The organism is Companilactobacillus alimentarius DSM 20249 (assembly GCF_002849895.1).
GTDB classification, from domain to species: Bacteria; Bacillota; Bacilli; order Lactobacillales; family Lactobacillaceae; genus Companilactobacillus; species Companilactobacillus alimentarius.
Window position 1 is genome coordinate 1,673,280 of the sequence record NZ_CP018867.1, and the last position, 20,640, is coordinate 1,693,919.

Here is a 20,640-nt window from a genome sequence, read left to right on the forward strand (position 1 = left end):
ATCAGACCTCCACTTTATACCCAACGCCCCAAACAGTTTCTATAACCTTTTCGCCGTTGGTAGCTTCTTCTAATTTATCGCGTAAATGACTAACGTGAACCATAACTGTTTTAGCGGAGACGACACTCTCTTGTTTCCAAACACGTTCAAAAATTTCGTCTGCAGAGAAAACGCGATTAGGATGACTAGCTAGTAAATAGAGCACTCCAAATTCTAACGCCGTCAACTGCACTTTTTGATTGGAATCCGTCACTACTTCGTGAGAATCTTTATAAATAGTAATTGGACCTACTTCCAATTTATCAGGAACATTTTTAGACGTCTGTTGCGTGCTACGACGTAATAGTGAACGGATCCGTGCCATAATTTCCAAAGGATTAAAAGGCTTTGTTACATAATCGTCCGCACCAGTGATTAAACCTTGAATTTTATCCATATCAGTTGTTTTAGCCGATACAATAATAATTGGTATCTGCGAATTTTTACGGACCCGTTTAACAACCTCAATCCCATCTATACCAGGCATCATGATATCAAGAACCATTAGCGCTATATCGCTATGAGCCGCTAATTGGTCTAATGCTTCTTGACCAGAGTTAGCTGTAACGGGTTCATAACCTTCATTTTTTATATAAATGCTAAGTAGTTCTACAATCTCTTTATCGTCATCAACCACTAAGATTTTCATTATTAGACCTCTCAAGCGTACATATATTTACAAGTATACAACTAGTTAGTATTATACAATAAGATAGAACTAGATTACTAATCAGACTGTGAAAGAGAGCTTTTATGGAATATTTAAAAAAGAGAATGAAATTTTTGTTGATAATCATTTTTTCTGTAGCCATTATCTTGTTTGTTCAATATGAGATCAACTACGATAAAAATTTGGATTTTAAAAAAGTTGGTACAATCATGACCATCTTGAAAATTGCTGCCGGAGGTTATGGTTTATACGGATTGGTACAGTTCTTCCGGGTCAAATAATACTTTCGTTTGTATATTCCTTTCTAATTATTTAGGAGTAAAATTAAAAAATAACAGCATTTATTCAGAATTTTTTCTGAATAAATGCTGTTTCTTTTTGCTCTCTTTAATTCTTTTTATCTTCTTGTTTCTTTGCTTCTTTTGCGCGGTGTTCGTCAATATTGCAGCCTTCTGGACCACAAACAGCACTTTCATCGCTGCCTAGGCTTTGGAACATATTTTTCTTATCGTCCATAATTATCCCTCCTTAGCTTGTACTTGTTGTAGAGCTTGAACAAAGGTTTCGTATGGTTGAGCTCCGGAAATTCCGTATTTGTTGTCAATAACAAAGAATGGGGCCCCTTGGATTCCCAACTTTTGGGCCTCTATTTCATCACTGCAAACTTCACGCTCGAATTGCTTGCTGTTGAGGACTTCGTCGATTTTTTTGGCATCCAAACCAGCTGCGGTAGCAGCCTTTTTCAAGACGGCGTGATCGGCAATTGATTCACCATTGCTGAAGTAAACTTGGTAAAAAGCATCAATAACTCTTTCAGTTAGATCCCGATTACCCAATGAATCTGTCAATTTGATTAAACGGTGGGCGTCAAGTGTATTGGTTGGAACGGCGTTTAGTAAATCAACTTTTAATCCATCAGTTGCTCCCATCTTTGAAATCTGTTCGATTTGAGCGGTTGCTTGTTCAGTTGTCATTCCGTGTCCGGATGAGAAGTTTTCAAGCATTGTCTTATCTGTTTTTGTTGGTAATGTTGGATCTAGTTGAAATGATTTAAATTCTAAAGGTGTTTCATCATATAGGTTTAATTCCTTTAAAGCCTTTTTCATTCTTGTTGAGCCGATATAGCAAAATGGACAAGCAATATCTGACCAGTATTTGATTTCCATAAATTTTATCCTCTAACTTTTCCTATTCAACTAATTGATTGAATAGTTTTATATTAGCATGCTTTACCAACATGTCAATTTGCTTGCTCACTGACAAATTCACGCCAATCATAATAGCTTTCGTTTAAACTATATGCGTGATGGCCATTCTCATTTAATAGGTGTGCTGCTTGATTCGTTAAGGCACAGAGATGACCTCGACAATAGACGATAATGTCCTTGTTGACATCTAGCTGTTGCAGTTCTTTTTTCAATTCGTCTACTGGAATATTGATGGCACCATTGATATGACCCGCGTCGAATTCATCTTTTGGTCGAACGTCTAATAGCTGAACATCATCTCTGGCAAGCAATTTGAGTGCTGCTGATAAATCAAGTGTTTGAACTTTTTGTTCGAGGTTAAACTGATTCTGGAGTTGTTTCATCTCCGATAGTTGATTTTCACCAACATCCCGTAACAAATAAAATAGTTGTTCAACCTGTGGGGAGGCTAATTGATAAATTACGTAATTGCCTTGCTTTTTATACTTAACCAAATTAGCTTCACGTAGATTTTTTAAATGTCTGGAAGTATTGGCAATGGTCATTCCTGATTCTTTTGAAAGAGACTCCACCGTTTTTTCACTTTGGGAGAGTAAATCTAATATTTCTAAGCGGCGATCACTGGATAAACTTTTACCGACTTTTGACAATTCACTGTAGAGATTATTTTTGTATTCATCAGCTATTTTGTTCATTTTTTGGTTCCTTTGATGGTATTTGATTAATTGATTGAATAGCTTTAGTTTAATTAGATTTTAGGAATTGTCAATTTTTGTGTATTTTTACAAAAAAATTTCAAAAAACTGCTGTTAAAGAAATGAGACATGGTATAAAACTTAGATAGGAATATTTTGATAGGATGGAGCGATAATTATGGAATTAGGAACTTCTATTAACAACCTTCTAAAAAAAGAACTCAAAAACCCTGAATTCAAACGTGAATATGAAGCTGAAAATGGAAAATTAGAGAGTGCTTATGCAGTATATAAGGCTCGTGAAGAAATGGGATGGACACAGGCAAAACTAGCCAAACGAGCTGATGTTCCTCGCTCTACAGTTTCCAGCATTGAATCAGGAAATAATACAACTATCGAAACTTTAAATAAATTAGCTTTCGCTATGGGCAAAAAATTAAGTATCAATATCAAGTAAATTCATCTCAAAATACATTATCTTATAATGATTTTTGCAGCTAAGATCACAAATATTCAAAAAGCATTCTAGGAATTTATCCAGAATGCTTGATTGTTTAAAATAATTCAACTATAAAATAAAATAATGAGATAAAAACGAGAGATTTCAATTGTTTTTTAGATTGTTCAGTTCTTTTTAATAACCAATTAATTAGCCCTACTATAATAAAAAAAAACGGTGGCACAGCAGCCTTAATTAATTTCTTTACCATTGGTTCCATAATTATTTACTAATTATTCCCCCTATACATACTGCAAAAATACTAATAGCCTTCAAATGAACTCCAATAACTTTTTGAAGGTCACTGTAGATTAACTTAACTAATGATTTCCTCATCTTTAATTTCTCCTTTTTTTATACCTTTATTCTAAGAAGAAACATACGAATATAGTGAACTTTATCTCAAGACAATAAAATTCTATCTTAATATCGAAACAGTATGCATAAAATCAGATTAATGATTTCACCAATTTCATCTTTACTAGAGGGAAAGTACAAGAATATTCTTCTGGGAAACATATAATTCTATTCCTAAAATCCACACTATTTATTTGAATAGGATTGATCAAAAAAGATTTATGTACTCTGATTAGTTCTGGATATTCATGCTCTATCTCATTCATCTTTCCGTAAAATTCATACATCATATTTTTTCCATATAAAACTATCTTATGCGGAGTTGTGGAAGTTTCTAAGAAATATACAGAATTAATATCGACTCTTATTTCCCTAGAACCTAATTTAAATACTAAATGACGACGAACGTTAGAACTTTGATCATTAAATGTCAATTGATGATTCTTTTTTAAAATCAACTCTATTTGTTTTTTTTCATCATCATCACCCTTTACAATAAAATCGAGAGGTGCCACTTGATGTTTTATAGATTCCAAAGCAAGTTCTTGATGAGAAGTAATAAACACTATCTGTGCAAATTCATTTTTGTTCCGAATGGTCTGTGCTACTTCAATACCGTCCGTTTTATATCTCAAATCAATATCTAAAAAAAATAGACTATTCGTTATTTGCTTTTTTTTCAAATATAGGAGGATATCAGCAGGATCCGTCGTTGACATAATCAATTCCATATCGTAATCATTGATTATGATAGAATTTTCAATAATTCTTTTATAATATGATAATAAAGTCACGTTATCATCGCATAAAAATACTGGTATTGTCATAAGATTCATCCTTCCTTAATTATTATAGAAGACTTAAATAAACCATTTTCTGAATAATTTATTAATTCCATATTATGATTATGCTTCTCTATTTCTTTAACATTAGAAAGCCCCATACCTCTGTTAGAACCTTTACTGCTATATCCATATTGATTTATATCCTTAAAAGAAGGCAATTTTCCTAAAAAAGAATTTTCCATTATTATTTCAATGCCTGAATTATTACTCAATATAAAGCAATTAAAGATTTTCTCATCCGATTCACTTGACGCTTCTATCGCATTATCAGCTAAAATACCAACTGTTCGTACTAAATCAATTTCATTAATGTTAATTTCATTTATAGGATATAAACATTCAAATTTTATGTTTATATCCTTTTTTTCTGCTTCTGATAATTTTGCGATGATAAGGGATTTTAATGGTGGGATTCTAATTTGTCGAATATCATTAAATCTCATAACACTTTTATCATTCAATTTATTAGTATATTCAATTAACTTACTCAGATATTCGTTATTAGATTTATTTAGATTAGAATTAATTTTCATTCCCAAAAGCATATTTTTGTAATCATGACGAATTTTTCTAAGATCTTGATAATTGCTTTCTACTTCTGATGTATATTTATTTAGCATTCCCATTTGCTTCTTCAAATCTAAAATTTTGTTTTTTTCCTTATTTCTTTTTAAAAATATATATGATGTATATATTGAAAACACAAACTGAACAATCAGAAAAGACATTGTCATAATTCTTACAGTTCCTAAGATTTTTAAAATCTGCATAATTTCTATAAACGTATAAACTAAACCTAAAAATATTCCAAATTGAAGAACACATATAGTAGTTTGCTCAAAATTCAAATTACTATTATTAAATACTGATTGGCAAATAAGAATAGAAATCACAAAAATGATGGCTGCAATAATTAGATATGTGGGAAGAATTAATTTATCATTACTAACGACGTTCAGTTTAAGGTTAAAAAACTCTTTAATTATCATTGAAGTCACGAATGGAACGACCATATATATAAAAAGTGATAATTCTAATGCAAATATCTCATTTAACATTTTTCTTCTACTCATGAGCCATGCTTTTAATCTACTAACAACAAATAAAATAGTTACAGAAATTCCTAATAACAATGAGTCTTTAACAGCTATCAGCGTTAAAGGAAAACTTCCAATTATGAATAAAAAATAGATATACTTATTATGTATTTTAGTAAAAATACTTATTGATATAAGTAAAAGTACTATGCAAAAGAATTCCTTTGTAAAATACGAATAAGCATCTAAAATAATCATAATTCCTCCAATCAAGCCACTACATTAATAATACTTGATATCATCACTTAATAGGTAACACCACAATTTTTTCATCATAATGTTTCATAAATTTGAAATTATCCAATTCATCTCCACCTCACATTATATAAAACAGAATAATGGTTTTAACAAAATTAGATTTTAATATATCTCAAAACATTATAATTGTGTCTTGATTTATAATAATGAGGCTCAAGGATCCTAAAAAAAGTTGCCAGCATTCATTGAATGACTGCTAGCAACCCTTTTTTGAACAATACTATTTTAAAAGAAAGTTCTTTCCTTAATTCCCATATACTTACGGAAAGCAAATCTCAATCCGTATGCGACAACTGCTGCAATAAAGTAACCTACTGCATTTAGAGTTGGATTAATTGTTGCTGGTACAAATGCCATAGCACCTAGGAAGAAGAACATTGCGATTAATCCTAGAGCCAAGTATCCAATAGTCTTACCCCAACCTGGTCTTTCAGATTTTGGCAAGCGCATTTGATTGTTGAACCATGTCAATAGTGCACCCCACATAGCTGACAATACTACCAACGTCAAGATTCCGGTTTGATTGTTAGGATCAGTCTTCTTGCTTGTTAAAGCAACGACTCCGTATAACAAACCAAACAAAGCAAAGAATAACAAGCCAGTATCGATCCACAAGCCCCAGAATGGTGTTTTCTTGGCTTTCTTAACTGGATGAGCAATAGCTTGAGCCTTTTGGGTAACGGGACCATAAAGCTGATTAGCTGGAATTCCCTTAATCTGATTATCAATAATTTCAGGAAGCAAGCCATCGATGACTTCTTTGGTTTCTTCTTCTTTGAAACCATCTTCGAGCAAACGCTTATTGAGTCTGAAAATGTATTCAGAATTTTTATTACTTAGTTTCTTATGCAATTCATCAGTATCTGCACTGTAAATCTGACTTGTTGTTTCTTCTTTTTTCTCATTCTTAACTGAAGCAACTTTTTGCTTTTCAGCAGCCTTTTTATTCTTTTCTCTTAAATCCTCTGACATTTTGCTCCCCCTGGATTAGACATTGAATCTGAATTCGATGATATCGCCGTCTTGTACTTCGTAATCTTTACCTTCGACACGTAATTTACCGGCTTCTTTAACAGCTTTCTCGCTACCTAATTCATCTAGGTCGCTAAAGGCCATTACTTCGGCACGAATGAAACCACGTTCAAAGTCGGAATGGATGATTCCGGCAACTTGTGGTGCTTTCATCCCTTCATGGAATGTCCATGCACGAGTTTCCTTACCACCAGCAGTGAAGAAGGTTCTCAAACCTAACAACTTATAACTAGCTTTGATAAGTTTATCAAGTCCTGATTCACTGACACCTTCGGCTTCAAGGAATTCTTTTCTTTCATCATCATCTAATTCAGCAATCTCTTCTTCAGTCTTTGCTGAAACTCCGATAACTTGAGCATTTTCTTTCTTAGCATAATCTTCAACTACTTTATAATACTTAGAAGCTTCAGGATCAGCCATATCGTCTTCAGCAATGTTAGCAACGTACAAAACAGGTTTAGATGTCAAAAGGAATAATCCTTTAACAATCTTTTGCTCATCTTCATCAAAATCAATTGATCTTACTGCTCCACCTTTTTCAAGAACTGGCTTGATCTTTTCGAGCACAGCAAATTCTGCTTGAGCTTCTTTATCTTTAGCACTCTTAGCAGCCTTTTCAACTCTTGTGTAGCGCTTGTTGACACTGTCTAAATCGGCAATGCTCAATTCCAAGTTAATTGTCTCAATATCATCTAATGGATCAACTTTTCCTGTAACACTAGTGATGTCGTCATCATCAAAAGCACGGACAACATGAACAATTGCATCAACTTGTCTAATATTTTCCAAGAACTTGTTACCAAGTCCTTCACCTTTGCTGGCACCCTTAACGATACCTGCAATATCAGTGAATTCAAAAGTTGTATGGATCAATTTTTTAGCGGGAATTAAAGAGTCGATTCTAGATAAACGTGCATCTGGAACCTCCACCATTCCCACGTTAGGGTCGATCGTAGCAAAAGGATAGTTAGCCATTTCGGCACCAGCCTTTGTAATAGCATTAAATAAAGTTGACTTACCAACATTTGGTAGTCCGACAATTCCGGCAGTTAAAGCCATTAGTTATTCCTCGTTTCTTTTAATAAAATTAGGTGGCATTAATTGATCTTTTTTCAAATAATGCTGCTCGTTTTCCGTTTTTACCTGGTCAGCTTGAGTTAAGACTTTCTTGAATTTTTTATTAAATTCAGCCCGTGGAATCATTACAATATGTCCACATCCTAAGCATTTAACCTTAATATCCGCACCCATTCGGATAACTTCCCAGCGGTTTTCCCCACAAGCATGAGGTTTTTTCATTACGATAATATCTCCAAGTTTAAACATACAATTCCTCTAATCTAAATGGATTCCTAATATGTCTAAAATACGGTTTAAATCATCCGTATTCGAGAAATCAATTTCAAGTTTTCCATGACCACTTCTAGTTTCCTTTACAGAAACAGGTGTATCAAATCTTTCGACCAATTTATCCTCGGTAGCTTTAATATAAGGCGATTTCTGAACGGCTTTACGCTTCTTCTTGCTATCGTGCTTAGATTCAGTCGCTAATTGTTCTAGTTGGCGAACAGTTAAATCTTCTTCAACTGCTCGTTTAGCCAATTTATCAATTTGGTCTTTATCTTTTAAACTCAAAAGCGTCCTTGCTTGTCCCATCGACAATTTACTGCTTTGGACTAGTTTCTTAGTTTCCTCAGGTAAATTCAAAAGACGTAGATAGTTAGCAATGTAAGGACGACTCTTGCCCAATCTCTGTGACACTTGTTCTTGAGTCAAGTTCAACTTTGTGATCAAAGTTTGATAAGCGTCTGCCTCTTCTAGAGGAGTTAAATCTTCACGTTGTAAGTTTTCCAAAACAGCAATTTCCATCATCCCTGATTCACTCAAAGGACGAATGATTGCAGGAATAGTAGTCTTCTTAGCAATTTTACTTGCTCGAAAACGTCTCTCACCAGCAATGATTTCAAACCCATTCACGCTTTCACGTACAATAATCGGTTGAAAGACGCCGTTTTGCTCAATAGAACGTGCCAATTCATTCAAAGCATGTTCATCAAAAGTCTTTCTAGGTTGGTATGGATTAGGTCGAATATCGTCAATCGACAAATCTACTACGGTTTCACTGTTTTCATCAATTGCTTCAAATTCAGAAAAAATTGCGTCAATTCCTCTGCCTAAACCTTTTTTATTTTTGCTTGATGCCATTACGTTTTAACACCTCCTTAGCAAGATCACGATATGCTTTTGCACCTCTTGACTTATCATCAAAGTCGACGATTGGTAGTCCATAGCTTGGTGCTTCGGCCAAACGTGTATTTCTTGGTACGATTGATTTATAAACCGAATCGCCAAAATATGACTTCACTTCTTCTACAACTTGAGCTCCCAGATTAGTCCGAGCGTCTAACATCGTAATCAAAACTCCTTCAATAGCTAAACTAGTATTAAAGTGTTTTTGAACTAAGCGAATTGTATTTAGCAATTGACTCAACCCTTCCAAAGCATAGTACTCGCTTTGAACTGGAATAATGATTGAATCGCTTGCCGTAAAGGCATTCGTTGACAATTGACCTAATGAAGGTGGGCAGTCGATCAGGATAATATCATAATCAGCGTCTACTTCCTCAAGTCCTGCACGCAAGCGTGTTTCACGTGCCATCATGGAGGTCAATTCCATTTCTGCACCAGCCAATTGGATTGTTGCTGGCACAATATCAAGATTTTTATGTTTTGTATGTATAATGGTCTTCTTTAGTGGATATTCATTGACTAAAACGTCATAAACATCCTTTTCAACATTGGCCTTTTTGATTCCTAATCCACTAGTCGCATTTCCTTGCGGATCAGTATCAACAATCAATACTTTTTGGCCCAGATCAGTTAAACATGCTCCCAAATTGATGGTGGTTGTAGTTTTTCCAACACCACCCTTTTGATTTGCAACAGATATTTTTCGTGCCATTTTATTCCCCTATCTCTAGAAATTGTTAAACAATCTCAAAAAATATTATCTATGGTAATCACTTTTTTTGGCGCTTTTGCCATAACTATATAATCTTATCATTTTTACAACATTATTTAATAGCTTGGAATTATTTCACGAGCGGTTTTTTAGCTGGTGTACCAGGTTTACGTGGATATTTTTTAGGTGTTTTAGAAATTTTTTCAACAAAGATGAAATTACGAATTCCAGCTTCATTTGGTAACTCGACTGACTCTTGTTTTTTAACATCGCCACCTAAAGTCTTAATCGCAAATGAAGCCTCTTTAACTTCTTCTGGTGCTTTTTCAGACTTCATTGCTACAAATTGTCCACCAATCTTAACCAATGGTAAACAAAATTCAGTCAAAGCATTCATTGCTGCGACAGCTCTTGCTGTTACGACGTCAAAGGATTCGCGAAATTGGGGATTTTTACCAACCTCTTCGGCACGACCATGAACCAATCTCACATCAGTTAAATTCAATTTGGCAACTAAACTATCCAAAAATTTAATTCTCTTATTTAATGAATCAACAATCGTTATTTTTAATTTAGGATTGATAATTTTTAATGGCAACGAAGGAAAACCTGCACCTGAACCGATATCGCACAAAGTTAGCTCTTCATTCAAAATACTTTCATCCACAAATCCTAAAACAATTGAATCATAAAAATGTTTTAAATAAACTTGATCTTCTTCAGTTATGGAAGTCAAATTCATAACCTTATTCGTCTCGACCAATTCATGAAAGTATGTCGCAAATTGTTCTTTTTGAACACTACTCAATTCAATACCTTTTTGGGCTAAAGCTTTAAAAAATTCTTCCGGTTTCATCAAATACCTCCACTCGTGAAACACATGTTTCACACTCTTTAATCCTATATTAATGAAGCATTTAATTCAATGCTGAGTTAGCGAAGACTTTTTAAAATATAGTTGTATTTGCAACAAAGATACTTTATGCTAGTAATAATCAAAATTTGGGAGGATTTTTTATGATAATCGTTAAACATACCAATGAGTTAAGCCCTAAGGAATTAATTGAGATTTTCAAACAACGAGTAGCCGTTTTCGTAGTCGAACAAAATTGTCCTTATCAAGAAGTCGATGATCATGATTATAACGACCTCCACGTTTGCCTAATCGAAGACAATAATCTCAAAGCTTATACAAGAATCATTGATCTCGGTGATCATATTACTTTTGGTCGAGTTCTAGTCGTTAACAAATATCGTAAAGAAGGTTTGGGTAAAGAAATTGTTGCAACAACTATTGAAGAAATTCAAAAGCGTTTTCCCAAAAAGAATATTCAAATACAAGCCCAAGCATATCTCCAAGAATTTTATGAAAGTTTTGGATTTAAACCCATTTCAAAAGTTTATTTAGAAGATAATATTCCTCACTTAGATATGTTATTGGAAGCAAATATTTAATAATAAAATTTCCATCAAAAAAGCCAGTCTAGCAACCATTTATGGTTACTGAACTGACTTTTTTAGTGCCCCTGCCAAGGAACTTTATTATACCTCTTATTAACACATATGGTCACAGCCATCTGGCAAACAATCGCAATTAACACGAACAGGAGCATTCTTTAATTTATTATCCAATGCTTTTTGCAACAATTTAATATCATCTTTACTGATATCTAAAGTGTCTATCAATTCATTCAAAACCGAACCAGTTTTGTGAGCACAAAAATTACTAAAAAGACTATTAGCGTACTCATCCATTGTCTCTTGTTCGGAAACGGTAGCTGAATAAATGTAGTGTCCCTTATCTTTTTTACGACTTAAAAATTTTTTCTTCGTTAGTCGCGTGATTAAAGTCTTGATTGTTGAATCTGACCAAGTTTGCTTTTGTTGCATTAAATTAATGATTTCCGTACTTGTCACATGCTTTAAAGTCCAAACAATACGCATAATTTGCCATTCTGCTGAAGAAATTTCAACTTTTCTCTGTTCTTTTTTTGGTGCTACAGTATCCATCAAAATCTTCCTCTCTTGATAATTCAATTATATAACAGATTATTTTCAATTTGGACTTATTCCTAACCCAACTATTTTTCTACGATATAATCTAATAGTTTATACAAAGTTTGTTTATTATCATCAGATATTCTAGTTTCTAGGATTTCCTTACTAGTCTGATTCAAAACTGAACCTTTCAGGTAAGGAAAATCATTTACAACTATCTCTCTAACATTATCTCTTTTAGGTTCCAGGTGAAACTGCAAACCGACAACACGGTGATTTAAAATAAAACCTTGGTTTTCAACTCTGTCACTGGAGAACAACAATTGTGCGTCTGCTGGAATTTCAAACATTTCTTCATGCCAATGTAAAACGTTCAATTCTTCCGGAATATTAAGAAACTTAGCGTCACGCCGATAAACTGGTGCGAAACCGACTTCTTTAGCGGGAGCTTTAGAAACCTCGTATCCCAGTGCTTTAGTGATCTGTTGTGCTCCAAAACAAACACCGAACAAGGGTTTATTTTGATTTAACAATTCTTTGATTAAATCACGTTCTTGCTTGATCCATGATAAATTATCATTCGGACTCATTGGACCGCCAAGAATTACCAATAGATCGGTTTCTTCAGCTGTTGATAAGTATCCGAATTGGTATGGATGATAAATATACATTTCATGACCATGTTTTTGCGACCAATCTTGGATCATTCCTGGTCCTTCGTTAGGTGTATGTTGCAAAACATTTATTCTCATAAAAATCCTCTCACATCAACGGCAATATTTGGTCTGGGTATCGCCTGCAATTCCCCAAGATGTCGTTATTATAGCAGGTTTTTCTTAATTTTGATAATTTCGTTACCAAGAAGCTGAATCTCCATTGTCATAAACCTCAATACAATAATCTTTCTTACCACAGACAGGGCAAGTTAATTTACGTGCTCGAAAATTATGACTAGCCCAAAAGGCCTCTTTGATACTAGGCTTGAACTCTGAATTACAATTTGGACAAATATAATTGGTTTTTTGAAAATAAAATCTTGTCAAAAAAATTGCACCAATGATGACTAAAATCATAGATCCAAAAAAGGGCCACCAAACTCTCTTAAAAATTCCTAAAGCCAAAGTTCCATATTCAAGTACATCAATTAGGAGTCCGTATAAAATCATTTTTAGATGAACTTTTTTTAAACCTTTTTTGTTATTCATAATATCTTCTATGTCATCAATCGTTTTTATGGAGACTTGGTTTATCTGCGGTAAATTACGGTACAATTCCTCAACGGTTTTTAATTGTGCTTTCGAATCATCAATAGAATCTTTAAGAATTTTTTGCTGCTGTTCGAGTAGTAATTTCAATATCACGATCGAATTCTTACTCTCTAGAATTTCCGCAATCGCTTTGAGAGATAAGCCTAATCCTTTTAGTAGTAAAATCAGTTTCAATTTGCTCAAATCTGTTTCGGTATAAATTCTTCGACCACCTTCACCGATTTTGCTAGGTTTCAAAAGTGCTCTTTTATCGTAATATTGTAATGTACGAATGGAGATTCCCGTTAATTTAGCTAATTTTCCCGTCGTAAATTCTGACATAGATTTTCACCTCTTTTAATCATTTTTACAACATTACGTCGGAGGACTTGCAAGTATTAACTTATCAAAAAGTACTATAACGGCGTTATAATTTCACAAATAAACATTTTTATTCTTTGCGATAAAAGTATAATATTATTTAATTGATATACTTGTAAAAAAGTCATAGAATAGGCCAATGGAAGAAACATTTATAGACCCTAACTATAGGAGGATAGAGATACGAAATATAGTTTTTTTATTCAGCCACAAGTAAACAAAGGCAATAATTCCATTTTTGGATATGAGGTTTTACTACGTAAAGAAGATAATGGATCATGGCACTTACCAAAGGACTTCACTGAGCTTTCTGTTGGGGAACAAGTCAAATTGGTTGAAAAAACTGCCAATTCCTTAAAACACGCCACTGGGAAAAGTGACCGTGTTATTTCGTTTAACTTAAATCGGGAACAAGCGTCTGATCCGTTAACTTTAGGGGAAATTATTGCCCTCAAGAAGAGAATTGCTCCCATCAACTTAACGATTGAATTAACCGAGTCAGTGCCTTTGAGTAAAATTAAAGAGTTTAGTCTACTATTGCATCTCTACGATATCTCTCTGGTTATCGACGACGTCGGTACTGGTTCTAACACGTATGATAATATCAGAAACCTCTTACCATATGTGGATCGAATCAAATTTGCTATGCAAAACTTTCGTATGTCTGGTAAACCAGAGAAAATACCAGAATGTCTCTCCTTTTGGGTCAAACAAGCAAAAGAATTTTGCCTAGACATGATACTTGAAGGTGTCGAAGATGGTAAAGATCAAATCTTAGCTAAAAAGTATGGCATCAATATCCAACAAGGCTACCTTTATGGCAAACCCTCTGCTGTTTAACAAAACACACAAACAAGCCGCTATGATAATCATTCGATTGTCACAGCGGCATTTTTAATTATATTTATTAAAAAGATCAAGCTAACGAATCCCAAGCCGGCAATACGACTGGTTCTTGATTGAATTCAGAAATTTCTTCTTCTGTGAGATATTTCTTATCAATAACCACTTCGTATGTATTGTCGTTGAACCATTTGTCGTCCATTAGGTAATAACCATGGAGACCATTTGCCACACCCCATGAATTCTCAACTTTCCAACGATTTGGTTGACCGTTAAGCAAATTAACGCCAGTAATAGTCATCGCATGAGAGACTTCGGCTTCCTTGTAATCAAGCGCTAGTCCTTTTTCTATTTGACTATCAATACCAAATATTTTGTCATATTGATATAAATCACCTAGCAAATAACCTTTCTTACGATCTGATTGTTTCAAAACATCGTTTCCAAACCAAACTAATTGATTATTCTTCAATTGTTGGATTGTCAATTCTTGCAGACGTTTCATTGGTAGGTTTAAGAACTTGTGTCCGTTTCCGCCAACGACGTTATTTGCTGTTGAAATTTCATAAACTTGATGATACTTTTTACTCTTTTGTGGAGAATTCTCAATTGTTATATAATCATCTAAATTAGCTGTAAAGTACTTTTTGAAGAAATCCTTAGGTGTGATACTTGATTCCTCGATTAACTTACCATTGTCAGTTTGAAGTGACAATTCAAATTCCTTAGGTGGTTGACCAAATGAGTAAACGCACAGTTTATAAACTTCGCTCAACATTTCTTCAACACTTTGATCAATTTTTGCTTGTTCAGTATCTTCTTCAACTAGTTTTCTTAGTTCAATTCCGTTTTTACGTAAGAGCTTGTTCAAAACAGCATCAAATTCGCTAGTACTTTCGGAAGCAGCCGTTTCTGGCATGACATAGTTAGGAACAACCCCATATTTACTGATCAAATTAGCTGCATAATCCCAGAAACCACCATCGCCATTAGGATAACTGAAAAGATTATTCACTTTTCGATCCGTGATGGGTAACTTTGCTGTTGCCAAAACATCTTGGAAGAATTGATTAGATTTTTCCAAACGATCATAAAATGATAAATAATTCTGTGATAACTCGAAGTCTTTGAGATTATTTCTCAGCGCAAATTCAGTTCTCAATGTATTCAAAGCTGCAAATAACCAGCAGCGTCCTGATTGCTTTTGGTTGGAGACTTTTCCAGTGTCAACAACAATGTTAAAAGATGGATTTAACTTTGTTTTAACCTCTGGATCTTCTGAAGCTTTATAAATTCCTACTTGTGCTACAGAATTTTTTAGAACATTATTAGTTGCATCTTGATTTAAGTTCTTGTTAAAATCTGCTAAAATTTCCTTATTGATTTCCTTTGTCAATTCCATCACCTCGTTATTAAACTATATTACAATTATTTAACCAAATTACAATGCTTCTAATTTATATTGGAGAAATTATCATGACAGAAACTATAAAAATTGCTTACTTGTATGAAGATCTAATGAATACTTATGGAGACAGCGGCGACGTTAAAATCCTTAGCTTTCTCTTAAAAGAACAAGGCTACGATACAATCGTCGATAATATCAGTCTAGGAATGAAGTTCAATGCCTTTGACTATGACTTCGTTTTCTTTGGCGGCGGTCAAGATTTTGAACAATCCGTCGTTGCTCCTGACCTACAAAGACATCGTCAAACTATCAAAGACTATATTGAAGCCGATAAGCCAATGCTCTGTATCTGTGGTGGTTATCAATTCTTAGGTAAGTATTATGAAACTAGTTCTGGCGATACCATTCCCGGTTTGAACATCCTACCGCTACACACAATCTTTAAAGCCGATAGCCGTATGATTGGTGACACTGAATACAAGACTAAGTGGGGTACGGTAAAAGCCTTTGAAAATCACAGTGGCAGAACTTACTTTGACGACAAAGATAAACTCAAGCCTTTTGGTACAATGATTCAAGGTTATGGTAATAACCCTGACAGCGGTCAAGAAGGTATGCGTTATAAGAATACCATCGGTAGCTATTCTCACGGACCAATTCTCAGAAACGAAAATGTTGCCCGCGCCATCGCTGATGAAATTATTAAATCACATAAAGAACGTATGGCTAAAAAAGTTAAATAAAATAATACCCTGATAGGATTCTCAACTAAGTGAATTCTATCAGGGTATTTTATTTGTCCAAAAACTTATTTGTCTTAAAAATAGCATTAGAAATCGCAGGAGCTATTATGATAGCAACAATCATTTCTGGAACGCCATTTGTTCCCACAATCACCAATAATAACTTATTCAAGAGATCCGTTTGTGTGGCGTAAGCTTGAGCCATCGTAGTAGCATACATCATTCTCATCAAACCTAAAACTAGAATCGTATTTACTAATGAACCTACTCCAGAAGCTATCGCCATCCCCAGAACTTTCTTTTGTGTATGTTTTCTAAACCACAAATAGATCCAACCTGCAACAAGGCCCACCGCAATCCGTGGTAAAACAGCCACAACTGGATTAGTGAACACCGTTGTATCAATAATAGATGTCGGACTGGTAAAAGCACGAATTATCGTCCCAATTCCCCATACTAAACCAACGATTGCCCCATCCTTTGGTCCTAAAACAATGGCTGCAACAATTACCGTTATATGAATAATTGTAATATTAATAAATCCTGTCGGAATATATCCTAAAAAAGGCACCATTGATTGAACAAATATGATTGCTATTAAAATCCCTAAAATGGCTGTCCGATATGCCTTACGTTTTTGCAAAGATCTTCACGTCCTCAATTAATTTTCTTAATTTTACCCGATTAAGCTTCAAAGAACAAAAAATAGCATCAGGTAATTATATTTCAATTACCTAATGCCAAAAATTTACAATATATTACTCTTCAGCCGCATCAACAGCCTTAATAACAGCATTTCTGAATCCATTTTCTTCTAGTGCCGCCACACCTTTAATCGTTGAACCACCCGGTGAGGTAACTTCATCTTTCAAAGCTGATACGTTCAATTCAGATTGTTTAGCCAGTTTACCGGCACCAATAGCCATACCAATCGCAGCTTCATAAGCAAGTTGACGATTCAAACCATGCTTAACACCGGCATCACTCAAAGCTTCAATAAATACATCAAGAAAGGCTGGTGAACATCCAGCAACAGTTCCCAAAATACCAAGCTGATCTTCTGGTACCTCTACGATTTGTCCTGTATATCCCATAATGGAAGCGACTTTCTTTTTATCAGCAGCGGTAAAATCACTTGAATAAGTAATTCCTGTAAAACCTGCTCCTACTTTCACAGGAGTATTAGGAATAGCGTGAGCTACTTTTACTTCGCCTAGACCTTGTTTTAAGACTGAAATAGAAGCACTTCCTGTAAATGCCACAATTAACTTATCGGCAGCTATCTCTTTTAACTCACTTAGAACACTGTCTAAAGCATTTGCACCAACGGCAATAAAGATCACTTCAGCATCTTCCAATTGCTTAACTTTCTTAACAATTTTGAAACCTAATTGATCTTCTAAAAGCTGTGCTCGATTAGAGCGGCCACCCTTTACTGTGATTTGATCTGCATCAAAACCATTCTTGATTAGACCCGTTATAACGGCTCCACCAATACTTCCAGCACCAATAAATCCAATCATAAAATCTACTCCTTTACTAAAGTTAAATTCATTATATACGAAATTACTTTCACATTAGTAGTAATAGCTATCTCAATTAGTTTTGTATTCCTTGGATTTATTGTATCATTGTGGTCTTAGGAGGGATATTTATGAATAGGTATAAGACAAGAGCAGAACTCAAAGCAGACGTAAAAAACTTATTGCAGGGGAATTGGGGAAAAGCTATCTTGCTTTATTTAATTCCCGCGATAAGTATTATTTTCAATATCAATATTAATGGATCCAATTCATCAGGCGCTGTTCGTAATTCTATTTACTATGGTAACTGGAATTTTCTGCCCAGCTTTCTTTCATTAGGCTTGGTTTCCTTTATTATTAGCCTAATCTTTTTACTAATTTCTCTTTCGGCGACCTTTAGAGGACTTGATTGGGTTGAAGATTCAGAACTTGATTTTGAACCACTCAAGAGCAATTTTACCTACTTCCGCAGTCCTGATTGGTGGAAACTAATTTTTATTTATATTCTTATTTATATTTTTACTATTTTATGGTCAATCCTTCTCTTTATCCCTGGAATCATCAAGAGTATGGCCTACTCACAAACATATTTTGTTTATAAAGATCTCAACGACCGTGGACTAGCTGACAATTATTCATTGACTGACTACATTACACGTAGCCGCCAATTGATGGTTGGAAATAAGGGCCGTTATTTCGTTCTACAGCTTAGTTTTATTGGTTGGTGGTTAGTTGGCGCCATTACTTTGGGAATCGGCTATATCTGGATTCTTCCCTACTACAAATTAACTATGGCTAACTTCTATCAAGATTTAATTTCTACAAATAATAAAAACAATATTGAATAATCTAGTAAATCTTCGACATAATCGCTTTATTGTACAAAAATGATAAAATCACAATCATATTTTTTTTGATTCTGTTAATATGTAGGAAACAACTAATTAGGTGGGTGACTAATTTTGAATAATTTTATACAAGTATTAACAATTGCTGGCTCCGATTCTGACGGAAGTGCTGGAGCACAAGCTGATCTAAAAACTTTCATGGCACGCGGTGTCTACGGAATGTCTGTTTTAACTGCTGCTGTTGCCGGTAATTCTTATGGAATCCATGACAGCGTCAATATGTCGGCTAAATTCATCAATAGCCAAATCAATGACATTAAGGATGATTTTAAAGTTTCAGCTTTTAAAACTGGGATGCTCTCTGATTCTGAAATCATCACAACTGTCGCTAAAGCAATCGCCGATAAACCATTTGGTACTTTTGTCCTTGACCCTGTCATTATTACTAAACATGGTGCTATGCTACTTGAAAAAGAAGCTTATCAAACACTAATTGATAAACTGTTTCCTTTAGCTGATCTAATAACTCCTAATTTCTATGAAGCTAAGAAATTATCTGGTTTAGCTTTGGACAATAAAGAAGAAATTGTTAAGGCAGCACATAAATTACGCAATTTAGGTCCAAAAAATATTATGATAAAGGGTGAACATAGCGACGATTCTATCAGTGAAGTCGAAGACTACGTTCTCTTAGAAGATGGTCAATCATTTTGGATCTCTGAACCCTTCGTTAAAACCGATCATATCAATGGTACTGGTGATACTTTATCATCATGTATCGTGGCGGAAATCGCTAAGGGTAAGAATATGGAAGATGCCATCAGAACTGCTAAAACATTTACTTACAATGCTATTAAAAATGAAATTGATGTTGGCCATAAATATGGTCCTATTAACCATTTTATAAAGGATGATATACAATAGTATTTGTTAGTAAAATCGGAGGTTACTTTATGGTAAGAATAACAAAAATTTCTGCCGGTATTTTATTGCTTATACTATCAATCATCTTAATGGTTAAGTCTGGATTTGAAGGCTTCATTGCGGCTCTAGTCGGTACAGGTGCCATTGGAGGTGCAGCTGGTATTCTTATGGCAATAACTTATATTATCTCGGCTGCAATTTATATCTTCACTAATCGGACATACAGTATAGTTCCTGATATTGTCGGTTTCATCATTTTAATTCTAGGTGGTCTAATGGGACTATTTAATGCCAATATGCCTGGTGCCAGCTTTTTAAAAATTTGGGCTTGGGTCGGTATTATTATTGGTGCAATTGATTTAATAATTGTTATCATTGATACAATTGTTAATCCCGTTCCAGAAGATGAACCAAACGACAATCAGAATCAATATAACAATGGTCAGTTCAATAACCAGATGAATCAAGGGCAATTCAATAATCAACCGAACAATTTTAATCAACAAAACTATGGCTATAATCCTTATCAAAATAACAATCAAGGATATAATCAACCAAATCAATATCAACCTCAAAATGGACAATATAATCAACAACCAATGAATCAACCATATCGTCCTAATCAAGCGCCAAATCAATCTCAGAATTATAATAATAACCGTTATAACCAACAACAGCCGATGAATCAAAACGGACAAATGAATAACGGCTATAACAATCAACAACCATTTCCTAATCAACCAACGAATCAAAACTTTGGTCAAACTCAAAGGAATTTCCCGCAAGGTCAACCAAATTCAAGTAATGGTCAATTTAGGAATCCTAATAACTTTAATCAACAACCACAGAACTTCAACCCCAATAACCAAAACAGTCAAAACGGTAATGAGGGTCAATTGAATTCTTCACAACAACGAAATAATCCAAATAATTTTGGCAGACCTACTAGAACTCGTAGTGGGCGTCATTAAGACAAAATGAGCCTAGTAATCACATTTGATTGCTAGGCTCATTTTATTTTTAGTGTAGCAATGGAACTACAATATTGGTCCAAAACCATGAA

General features: G+C 34.3%; 26 protein-coding genes. 8 read left to right on the forward strand and 18 right to left on the reverse strand.

What is annotated here, in order from left to right:
- Window position 1 precedes the first annotated feature (1 nt).
- Complete coding sequence (locus tag LA20249_RS08005; protein ID WP_057737412.1) at window positions 2-688, reverse strand: response regulator transcription factor; 687 nt, start codon at window positions 686-688, stop codon at window positions 2-4.
- 104 nt (window positions 689-792) lie between these two features.
- On the opposite strand from LA20249_RS08005, the gene LA20249_RS08010 reads away from it, so the two are divergent.
- On the forward strand, window positions 793-990 hold the full coding sequence (locus tag LA20249_RS08010) for a hypothetical protein (protein WP_057737414.1): 198 nt from the start codon (window positions 793-795) through the stop codon (window positions 988-990).
- Between the two features lie 106 nt (window positions 991-1,096).
- On the opposite strand, the gene LA20249_RS11995 is transcribed toward LA20249_RS08010, so the two are convergent.
- From LA20249_RS11995 to LA20249_RS08020, 3 genes are all read right to left on the reverse strand, one after another.
- Window positions 1,097-1,225: a hypothetical protein gene (locus LA20249_RS11995; RefSeq protein ID WP_257790474.1), complete on the reverse strand. Its 129-nt coding sequence runs from the start codon at window positions 1,223-1,225 to the stop codon at window positions 1,097-1,099.
- 2 nt (window positions 1,226-1,227) lie between these two features.
- A complete protein-coding gene (locus LA20249_RS08015; RefSeq protein ID WP_057737416.1) occupies window positions 1,228-1,875 on the reverse strand; it encodes a DsbA family oxidoreductase in 648 nt (215 codons plus the stop codon).
- Window positions 1,876-1,949: 74 nt separating this feature from the next.
- Entirely contained in the window at window positions 1,950-2,612 is a 663-nt protein-coding gene (locus tag LA20249_RS08020) for an ArsR/SmtB family transcription factor (protein ID WP_057737418.1), read from the reverse strand.
- Window positions 2,613-2,790: 178 nt separating this feature from the next.
- Between LA20249_RS08020 and LA20249_RS08025 the strand changes: the two genes are divergently transcribed.
- Window positions 2,791-3,069: a helix-turn-helix domain-containing protein gene (locus tag LA20249_RS08025; RefSeq protein ID WP_057737420.1), complete on the forward strand. Its 279-nt coding sequence runs from the start codon at window positions 2,791-2,793 to the stop codon at window positions 3,067-3,069.
- A gap of 491 nt (window positions 3,070-3,560) precedes the next feature.
- Here the strand turns inward: LA20249_RS08025 and LA20249_RS08030 are convergent, their stop codons facing one another.
- The 8 genes from LA20249_RS08030 to rsmG all read right to left on the reverse strand — a co-directional run bounded on the left by LA20249_RS08030 (window position 3,561) and on the right by rsmG (window position 10,518).
- On the reverse strand, window positions 3,561-4,295 hold the full coding sequence (locus LA20249_RS08030) for a LytR/AlgR family response regulator transcription factor (RefSeq protein WP_057737422.1): 735 nt from the start codon (window positions 4,293-4,295) through the stop codon (window positions 3,561-3,563).
- A gap of 5 nt (window positions 4,296-4,300) precedes the next feature.
- On the reverse strand, window positions 4,301-5,608 hold the full coding sequence (locus tag LA20249_RS08035) for a sensor histidine kinase (protein ID WP_057737424.1): 1,308 nt from the start codon (window positions 5,606-5,608) through the stop codon (window positions 4,301-4,303).
- A 285-nt stretch (window positions 5,609-5,893) separates the two neighbouring features.
- Window positions 5,894-6,640: a DUF1129 family protein gene (locus LA20249_RS08040; protein ID WP_057737426.1), complete on the reverse strand. Its 747-nt coding sequence runs from the start codon at window positions 6,638-6,640 to the stop codon at window positions 5,894-5,896.
- Window positions 6,641-6,655: 15 nt separating this feature from the next.
- Window positions 6,656-7,759, reverse strand: coding sequence for a redox-regulated ATPase YchF (gene ychF / locus LA20249_RS08045; protein WP_057737428.1), 1,104 nt, complete (start codon window positions 7,757-7,759; stop codon window positions 6,656-6,658).
- Window positions 7,760-7,762: 3 nt separating this feature from the next.
- Entirely contained in the window at window positions 7,763-8,026 is a 264-nt protein-coding gene (locus tag LA20249_RS08050; protein ID WP_057737430.1) for a DUF951 domain-containing protein, read from the reverse strand.
- Between the two features lie 9 nt (window positions 8,027-8,035).
- The gene (locus LA20249_RS08055; RefSeq protein WP_057737432.1) at window positions 8,036-8,905 is read right to left on the reverse strand and encodes a ParB/RepB/Spo0J family partition protein; all 870 of its coding nucleotides are present in this window, start codon (window positions 8,903-8,905) and stop codon (window positions 8,036-8,038) included.
- Window positions 8,886-9,662, reverse strand: coding sequence for a ParA family protein (locus LA20249_RS08060; protein ID WP_057737434.1), 777 nt, complete (start codon window positions 9,660-9,662; stop codon window positions 8,886-8,888). Before LA20249_RS08060 ends, LA20249_RS08055 begins: the two co-directional genes overlap by 20 nt.
- A gap of 130 nt (window positions 9,663-9,792) precedes the next feature.
- Entirely contained in the window at window positions 9,793-10,518 is a 726-nt protein-coding gene (rsmG, locus tag LA20249_RS08065) for a 16S rRNA (guanine(527)-N(7))-methyltransferase RsmG (protein ID WP_057737436.1), read from the reverse strand.
- A 161-nt stretch (window positions 10,519-10,679) separates the two neighbouring features.
- On the opposite strand from rsmG, the gene LA20249_RS08070 reads away from it, so the two are divergent.
- A complete protein-coding gene (locus tag LA20249_RS08070) occupies window positions 10,680-11,117 on the forward strand; it encodes a GNAT family N-acetyltransferase (protein ID WP_057737438.1) in 438 nt (145 codons plus the stop codon).
- Window positions 11,118-11,216: 99 nt separating this feature from the next.
- Here LA20249_RS08070 and LA20249_RS08075 read toward each other — a convergent pair whose 3' ends face one another.
- The 3 genes from LA20249_RS08075 to LA20249_RS08085 all read right to left on the reverse strand — a co-directional run bounded on the left by LA20249_RS08075 (window position 11,217) and on the right by LA20249_RS08085 (window position 13,249).
- On the reverse strand, window positions 11,217-11,672 hold the full coding sequence (locus tag LA20249_RS08075; RefSeq protein ID WP_057737440.1) for a CopY/TcrY family copper transport repressor: 456 nt from the start codon (window positions 11,670-11,672) through the stop codon (window positions 11,217-11,219).
- 71 nt (window positions 11,673-11,743) lie between these two features.
- Window positions 11,744-12,412 (reverse strand): type 1 glutamine amidotransferase, encoded by a 669-nt coding sequence (locus LA20249_RS08080; RefSeq protein WP_057737442.1) that lies wholly within the window; start codon window positions 12,410-12,412, stop codon window positions 11,744-11,746.
- A gap of 102 nt (window positions 12,413-12,514) precedes the next feature.
- Window positions 12,515-13,249, reverse strand: coding sequence for a MerR family transcriptional regulator (locus LA20249_RS08085; protein ID WP_057737444.1), 735 nt, complete (start codon window positions 13,247-13,249; stop codon window positions 12,515-12,517).
- 240 nt (window positions 13,250-13,489) lie between these two features.
- On the opposite strand from LA20249_RS08085, the gene LA20249_RS08090 reads away from it, so the two are divergent.
- Window positions 13,490-14,128: an EAL domain-containing protein gene (locus LA20249_RS08090; RefSeq protein ID WP_083477877.1), complete on the forward strand. Its 639-nt coding sequence runs from the start codon at window positions 13,490-13,492 to the stop codon at window positions 14,126-14,128.
- Between the two features lie 76 nt (window positions 14,129-14,204).
- Here the strand turns inward: LA20249_RS08090 and LA20249_RS08095 are convergent, their stop codons facing one another.
- Window positions 14,205-15,527 carry a C1 family peptidase gene (locus tag LA20249_RS08095; protein ID WP_057737449.1) on the reverse strand — a complete coding sequence of 441 codons (1,323 nt, stop codon included), beginning with the start codon at window positions 15,525-15,527 and terminating at the stop codon, window positions 14,205-14,207.
- An 80-nt stretch (window positions 15,528-15,607) separates the two neighbouring features.
- On the opposite strand from LA20249_RS08095, the gene LA20249_RS08100 reads away from it, so the two are divergent.
- Entirely contained in the window at window positions 15,608-16,282 is a 675-nt protein-coding gene (locus LA20249_RS08100; protein WP_057737451.1) for a type 1 glutamine amidotransferase, read from the forward strand.
- Window positions 16,283-16,331: 49 nt separating this feature from the next.
- Here LA20249_RS08100 and LA20249_RS08105 read toward each other — a convergent pair whose 3' ends face one another.
- Entirely contained in the window at window positions 16,332-16,925 is a 594-nt protein-coding gene (locus LA20249_RS08105) for an ECF transporter S component (RefSeq protein ID WP_057737454.1), read from the reverse strand.
- A gap of 115 nt (window positions 16,926-17,040) precedes the next feature.
- Entirely contained in the window at window positions 17,041-17,805 is a 765-nt protein-coding gene (gene proC / locus LA20249_RS08110) for a pyrroline-5-carboxylate reductase (RefSeq protein ID WP_057737455.1), read from the reverse strand.
- A gap of 131 nt (window positions 17,806-17,936) precedes the next feature.
- Here proC and LA20249_RS08115 point away from each other — a divergent pair, with 131 nt between their 5' ends.
- The 3 genes from LA20249_RS08115 (at window position 17,937) to LA20249_RS08125 (ending at window position 20,548) form a co-directional block, all read left to right on the forward strand.
- Window positions 17,937-18,653, forward strand: coding sequence for a DUF975 family protein (locus tag LA20249_RS08115; protein WP_057737457.1), 717 nt, complete (start codon window positions 17,937-17,939; stop codon window positions 18,651-18,653).
- 111 nt (window positions 18,654-18,764) lie between these two features.
- Window positions 18,765-19,577, forward strand: coding sequence for a bifunctional hydroxymethylpyrimidine kinase/phosphomethylpyrimidine kinase (thiD, locus tag LA20249_RS08120; RefSeq protein WP_057737459.1), 813 nt, complete (start codon window positions 18,765-18,767; stop codon window positions 19,575-19,577).
- A gap of 29 nt (window positions 19,578-19,606) precedes the next feature.
- Window positions 19,607-20,548, forward strand: a complete 942-nt coding sequence (locus LA20249_RS08125) for a hypothetical protein (protein ID WP_057737461.1) — start codon at window positions 19,607-19,609, stop codon at window positions 20,546-20,548.
- The last annotated feature ends 92 nt before the right edge of the window (window positions 20,549-20,640 follow it).

Bases quoted from the DNA above. Each gene is read 5' to 3' on its own strand.
- LA20249_RS08005 (WP_057737412.1), bottom strand. From the start codon at position 688: ATGAAAATCTTAGTGGTTGATGACGATAAAGAGATTGTAGAACTACTT.
- LA20249_RS08010 (WP_057737414.1), top strand. From the start codon at position 793: ATGGAATATTTAAAAAAGAGAATGAAATTTTTGTTGATAATCATTTTT.
- LA20249_RS11995 (WP_257790474.1), bottom strand. From the start codon at position 1,225: ATGGACGATAAGAAAAATATGTTCCAAAGCCTAGGCAGCGATGAAAGT.
- LA20249_RS08015 (WP_057737416.1), bottom strand. From the start codon at position 1,875: ATGGAAATCAAATACTGGTCAGATATTGCTTGTCCATTTTGCTATATC.
- LA20249_RS08020 (WP_057737418.1), bottom strand. From the start codon at position 2,612: ATGAACAAAATAGCTGATGAATACAAAAATAATCTCTACAGTGAATTG.
- LA20249_RS08025 (WP_057737420.1), top strand. From the start codon at position 2,791: ATGGAATTAGGAACTTCTATTAACAACCTTCTAAAAAAAGAACTCAAA.
- LA20249_RS08030 (WP_057737422.1), bottom strand. From the start codon at position 4,295: ATGACAATACCAGTATTTTTATGCGATGATAACGTGACTTTATTATCA.
- LA20249_RS08035 (WP_057737424.1), bottom strand. From the start codon at position 5,608: ATGATTATTTTAGATGCTTATTCGTATTTTACAAAGGAATTCTTTTGC.
- LA20249_RS08040 (WP_057737426.1), bottom strand. From the start codon at position 6,640: ATGTCAGAGGATTTAAGAGAAAAGAATAAAAAGGCTGCTGAAAAGCAA.
- ychF (WP_057737428.1), bottom strand. From the start codon at position 7,759: ATGGCTTTAACTGCCGGAATTGTCGGACTACCAAATGTTGGTAAGTCA.
- LA20249_RS08050 (WP_057737430.1), bottom strand. From the start codon at position 8,026: ATGTTTAAACTTGGAGATATTATCGTAATGAAAAAACCTCATGCTTGT.
- LA20249_RS08055 (WP_057737432.1), bottom strand. From the start codon at position 8,905: ATGGCATCAAGCAAAAATAAAAAAGGTTTAGGCAGAGGAATTGACGCA.
- LA20249_RS08060 (WP_057737434.1), bottom strand. From the start codon at position 9,662: ATGGCACGAAAAATATCTGTTGCAAATCAAAAGGGTGGTGTTGGAAAA.
- rsmG (WP_057737436.1), bottom strand. From the start codon at position 10,518: ATGAAACCGGAAGAATTTTTTAAAGCTTTAGCCCAAAAAGGTATTGAA.
- LA20249_RS08070 (WP_057737438.1), top strand. From the start codon at position 10,680: ATGATAATCGTTAAACATACCAATGAGTTAAGCCCTAAGGAATTAATT.
- LA20249_RS08075 (WP_057737440.1), bottom strand. From the start codon at position 11,672: ATGGATACTGTAGCACCAAAAAAAGAACAGAGAAAAGTTGAAATTTCT.
- LA20249_RS08080 (WP_057737442.1), bottom strand. From the start codon at position 12,412: ATGAGAATAAATGTTTTGCAACATACACCTAACGAAGGACCAGGAATG.
- LA20249_RS08085 (WP_057737444.1), bottom strand. From the start codon at position 13,249: ATGTCAGAATTTACGACGGGAAAATTAGCTAAATTAACGGGAATCTCC.
- LA20249_RS08100 (WP_057737451.1), top strand. From the start codon at position 15,608: ATGACAGAAACTATAAAAATTGCTTACTTGTATGAAGATCTAATGAAT.
- proC (WP_057737455.1), bottom strand. From the start codon at position 17,805: ATGATTGGATTTATTGGTGCTGGAAGTATTGGTGGAGCCGTTATAACG.
- LA20249_RS08115 (WP_057737457.1), top strand. From the start codon at position 17,937: ATGAATAGGTATAAGACAAGAGCAGAACTCAAAGCAGACGTAAAAAAC.
- LA20249_RS08125 (WP_057737461.1), top strand. From the start codon at position 19,607: ATGGTAAGAATAACAAAAATTTCTGCCGGTATTTTATTGCTTATACTA.